A 4790-nucleotide genomic window follows, 5' to 3' on the forward strand; every position below is an offset into this window, starting at 1 on the left:
CTCATTCGTGAAACAGGGTTTGATTATGATGGTGCAGTATATGCAGTAGTCTGTAATAATCAGACATACATTAAAAGAGTTTACCAGGAAGAACAGGGTTTACGATTAGTTTCTATCAATCCAAAATATCGAGATATTTTTCTTTCGTATGATGAAGATCCTAGAATTGTAGGGATTATTGTAGGGAATTTCTTACCTGTTGAACAGTGATATTGTTAATGTAAAATAATAATAGTGTATTCCTTTCTTGTTTAGGTGCCTGTAGGATATCTTATATTGGCGAACTTTCTTCTAGTCAATACGTGACCGCCTCCAGTTCTATCAGACCGTTCTTTTACAGACACAAGTGAAGTAGGTATACTTCGGTTCGACAGCCTGTATTTCCAGTGTCAAACTTTCAACAGTCACTCTCCTGACTGTTGAAATATTCAGTCCTTCGCTCCCTTTCCATTACAGAAATTTCATCACTACTATGGCTTCGGCTGAGAGCCTGCCCCAGCCATTGTTGTTCAACGAAGAATAAATTGATAACAACAATAGGCGAGGGTACTTCTTATGATTAGTTGTTACTACGTCTTATTTACTCCCATGAGACCTCACGGGATAAGTCATACAAAGAAAAAAAGCAACGATTTTACGCTGCTTTTTACATCATGGATATTGATTAGCTATCAAAAAATAAAATGGTTCACCTATTTAGCTTACTCAATCAATCTTCAAAGTAATCCTCTAGAAGCAAGTTGTTATTTAGAATGCATAACTTTTTAAAATGTAATCTTTCTTGAAAATATGTGTCATGACAAACCAAAAGTATCGAACCTGGATAACTTAATAAGAATTTTTCTAGTGCATTAAGTGAGGTAATATCAAGAAAGTTTGTTGGTTCATCTAAAATAAGAAAATTTGAATCGCTCAGAAGGACTGATGCAAGTTGGCCTTTAACTTGCTCACCCCCAGAGAGCTTGCCAAACGGAACAAATATTTTATCAAATTTTAAATCTAGCATTGCAAGAAAGTTTATAATTAATTGTTTATTATGACTACTTGCTTCATATATATTATCAAAGAGTGTTTTATCTTGGTCTAGTGTATTTAATTCTTGACTAAAATACCCAATTTTTAAACCTTTTGAAAAATATCCATCTATTTCTTGATTTACTATACTTTTTAATAATGTAGTCTTTCCAGATTTATTTCTTCCAGTTAACAACCATTTTTCTCCAAACCTCATTTTTATTTGAGGTATATAAAGATCTATAAAATTTGTACTTAGCTTGCTTTCTTTTAATTCGATCATTGTATTAGAAGAATACTCTAATGTGGAGCTTATTGTTTTAAACTTAATTTGTATTTTAGGTGAAGGTCGGGAAGGTGCAGTCAATCTACTTAATCTTTTTTCAATAGCTTTGGCTGATTTGGCCATGGCTTTTTCTTGACTATCGTAGCTCCCCATTTTTGAACGCGCTTTCCAGTCTGAGTTGCTGATTCTATTAGAACTTTTCTTACTAATTTTTTTTGATCTTATCTTTTTATTTTCTAATTCTTTAGTTAACCTAGCCACCTCATTGTTATATTGAGCAATATTTTTCCAACATTGCTCTTCTATTTGATTTCTTTCATTTTCAAATTCCGTAAAATTTCCTTTGAAAACTCCTATTTGACTCCTTTCAATGAAAACAATTTTTTCTATAATATTGTCTAGTAAAAAACGATCGTGACTAACCAAAATTATTGTACCATCAAATTTCGATATTCTATGGATTAACCATTGAACATTATGCTGATCCAAATGAGATGTCGGCTCATCTAAAATTAGTATAGAGGGTCTTGAAGAAAAGGCCTCCTTTAATAACTTTAAAGAAATCTCTCCTCCTGATCCATCTATAATCTCCTTAACTTGAGGAACATAAGCAATATCTCCATTCACTGTTATCATACCTTTGTAATCAATATCTTCCTGGATAATCATTCTTAGCAAAGTTGTTTTTCCTACACCATTACTCCCCACAATGCCTATCCGTTCACCATGATGAAGAATTAACTCAGGTATTTGAAGGATATGTCGTGAATTAATTTGTTTTTCGATATTTTTCATGCGGAGAACTTCCATATCAGCTCCTATATTTCAAACTATTCTTCAGCGTACATTGACGATTGCATTTTATACAATTTTCTATAATACTCATCCTTATTCATTAACTCATTATGAGTTCCGAATGAATGAATTTCTCCGGATTTTAACACCAAAATTTTATCAGCAAATTTTACACTCGCAAGTCTGTGAGTAATATAGAAAACAGTTTTTCCTTGTGTCAATTGCAGAAAATCTTGAAATAATTCATATTCTGCTTTGGCATCAATTGACGCCGTCGGCTCATCTAATATTAAGATTGGTGCATTTGAAAAAAACGCTCTGGACAGCGCAACTTTCTGCCACTCCCCGCCAGATAATTCTTTCCCACCATCAAATTTTCTTCCCAAAACTTGGTCTAATGACATATCTTTCATATTAAACCGACCTTTATCAAGCGCTTTAGTTATATCTTCATTTTTAAATATCCTAGATAAATCGGACAGTGCAACATTCTCTCTTAATGAAATATCAAATTTAGAAAAATCTTGGAAAATTGAAGTAATCTGCTTTCTATAATCTGTCAATTCATATTCTCTAAGTGACTTATTGTTTACTATTATATCACCCGAATAGTTAGGATAGAAAGCACATAGCAATTTGACTAGAGTCGTTTTTCCAGCTCCATTTTCCCCAACTATTGCAATTTTCTCTCCCTCAGCTATTTTAAAGCTAACGTTACTTAATACCAAATCAGAATTGTTTGAATAAGAAAAGTTAACATTTCTAAATTCTATGATATCATCACCAAAATTATTTTCAGTTTTAGTAATTGGTACTTCTGTACTTAGCTCATCTTCAATTTCAATAAACTTAAAAAAGTTTTCCATGTAGAGGAGAGTGTCATAGAGGAGTGAACTATCTTCTACAAGTCTAGCCATACTATTTATTGAGTAGATAATACTAGTAGAAAACACAAAAATAACACCTAAATCTAAAACACCTTTTTTGATTTGAATAATAACATATCCAAACATTAAAATTATGACGATACTATTAAGAGTTATAAATAAAGCTGAATTGGTAAATTTTTTTCTCCGATCAACTTGGAGCTTGTCAGTTATTGATGTAAATACATCTGTATATTTTGTAATAAAAAAGAAATATAAATTATAAAGCCGAATATCTTTAATGTGATTGCTACTCAAAAGAACCTGACTATAATAATCTAACTTACGAGATTCTTCACTATTAGACACAAGTGTTTCAAATGCCTGTTGCTGGATTCTATAAGCTATGATACCTTGTGGAATCAATACAACAAACAGTAGTAAACTTACTAGTATATTCACAGAGCTAACCATTAACAGCATAGAAGCAAATACAATTGCATTGGAGATAAGGCTAGTTCCAAATACTAATAAATTTACTGGACGCCAACTTGCTTCCGAACTAAGCAACTGTATATCGTTATAGAATTCGCTATCTTCAAAATAACTAATATTCTGTAATCTCTCTGATTTACGCATCAACTCCGTATTTAATTGATACGTCAATAAATCAGTCATGCGACCTTGTATCATCACGAGCAGTGGGGATATTAGATTGTTAAGAAAGAAAGATACCCCCCAAACCGCAATAAGCATAGTAAGATTTATGGAATTCAAAGAGGATATTTTATTGACAACTATGTTAGTAATAAAAATACTGATAGAAGGAAGAATAGATTGTATAGGAACCATTAAAATCATCCACAACATTATAGACTTTGATGTTTTCCACACAAAATTCAAACTTTTTAGATATAAATTTAAATAGTTAAATATTTTTTCCATGTTCAATCTACCTTTTAATAAAATTTTAGGCTAGAATAAACTCTAGCCCAAATTATATAAGTGCATACTTTAATTTCTAAGCGTTTAGCTAGAATACAACAACACAATACTAATTAGCCTGTGCACTTAGTTGCACCTCTTCAGCTTGTAATCTCCAATTAAATGGCATACAATAAGTTTCATACAATCTTATGACTTCACTATTTTCCAAGTTAGATTGTTCTAAAACATGGTATCTATCTCGCATACTACCACCTTGGTCTTGAAGAATACATTTCTGATACGGTGCCAACGTAAACAAAGTAAATTTATTTCCTAACTCATCAAACTCAAATACTTCAACGGGTTTATCATATGAATAATATACATCTATATTATTCGCAACCATTTCAATAGTAACTTGATTACGAGCTGTAAAACAACTTGTTCTATATTTAGCTCCTGCTTCAATTGTCTGATAAGAAGGAATAACATGAACATGTCCAAAATGAACTGGAATTACTCCCTTAATTGTCATTTCTAAACAGAATTGACTTTTAGGTGCAAGTCTATAAATACTTTCATATGAGTCAGCAATCTCAACAAATGAATTATTTGTATCAACTAGGGCATCCGCACCAAGAATCATCCCTGCTTCAAGCGAATAAACCTCATCTTGATATCTCACAGTTGCATCACTGCCTGAGACATACCTTACAATACAAGGATTGTTTCCTTTTTGGAAATCACCAATTTTTGTGTAGTGACGCTCATGATTTCCGATATCATCAATAGTAGTATATAAACCAACAATATTATTCATTATAATCCCTCCTAATATGTAAAAATGTATGCACTCCTATCCCAAATAATTAATCAGCCTTCCCAACATCAAGACCATTGGA

4 protein-coding genes are annotated in these 4790 nt (G+C 32.0%); 1 reads left to right on the plus strand and 3 read right to left on the minus strand.

What is annotated here, in order from left to right; translation table 11 throughout:
• On the plus strand, nt 1-210 hold a 210-nt coding region (locus tag HMPREF2918_RS10915), incomplete at its 5' end, for a S24 family peptidase (RefSeq protein WP_141751603.1).
• A 499-nt stretch (nt 211-709) separates the two neighbouring features.
• Here HMPREF2918_RS10915 and HMPREF2918_RS10920 read toward each other — a convergent pair.
• The 3 genes from HMPREF2918_RS10920 to HMPREF2918_RS10615 all read right to left on the minus strand — a co-directional run bounded on the left by HMPREF2918_RS10920 (nt 710) and on the right by HMPREF2918_RS10615 (nt 4708).
• A complete protein-coding gene (locus HMPREF2918_RS10920; protein ID WP_173019421.1) occupies nt 710-2095 on the minus strand; it encodes an ATP-binding cassette domain-containing protein in 1386 nt (461 codons plus the stop codon).
• A 35-nt stretch (nt 2096-2130) separates the two neighbouring features.
• A complete protein-coding gene (locus HMPREF2918_RS10610) occupies nt 2131-3906 on the minus strand; it encodes an ABC transporter ATP-binding protein (RefSeq protein WP_070595619.1) in 1776 nt (591 codons plus the stop codon).
• Nucleotides 3907-4015: 109 nt separating this feature from the next.
• Nucleotides 4016-4708 carry a hypothetical protein gene (locus tag HMPREF2918_RS10615; RefSeq protein ID WP_070595621.1) on the minus strand — a complete coding sequence of 231 codons (693 nt, stop codon included), beginning with the start codon at nt 4706-4708 and terminating at the stop codon, nt 4016-4018.
• Nucleotides 4709-4790: the final 82 nt, after the last annotated feature.

It is taken from the genome of Streptococcus sp. HMSC065C01 (assembly GCF_001813525.1).
Classification (GTDB): domain Bacteria; phylum Bacillota; class Bacilli; order Lactobacillales; family Streptococcaceae; genus Streptococcus; species Streptococcus parasanguinis_V.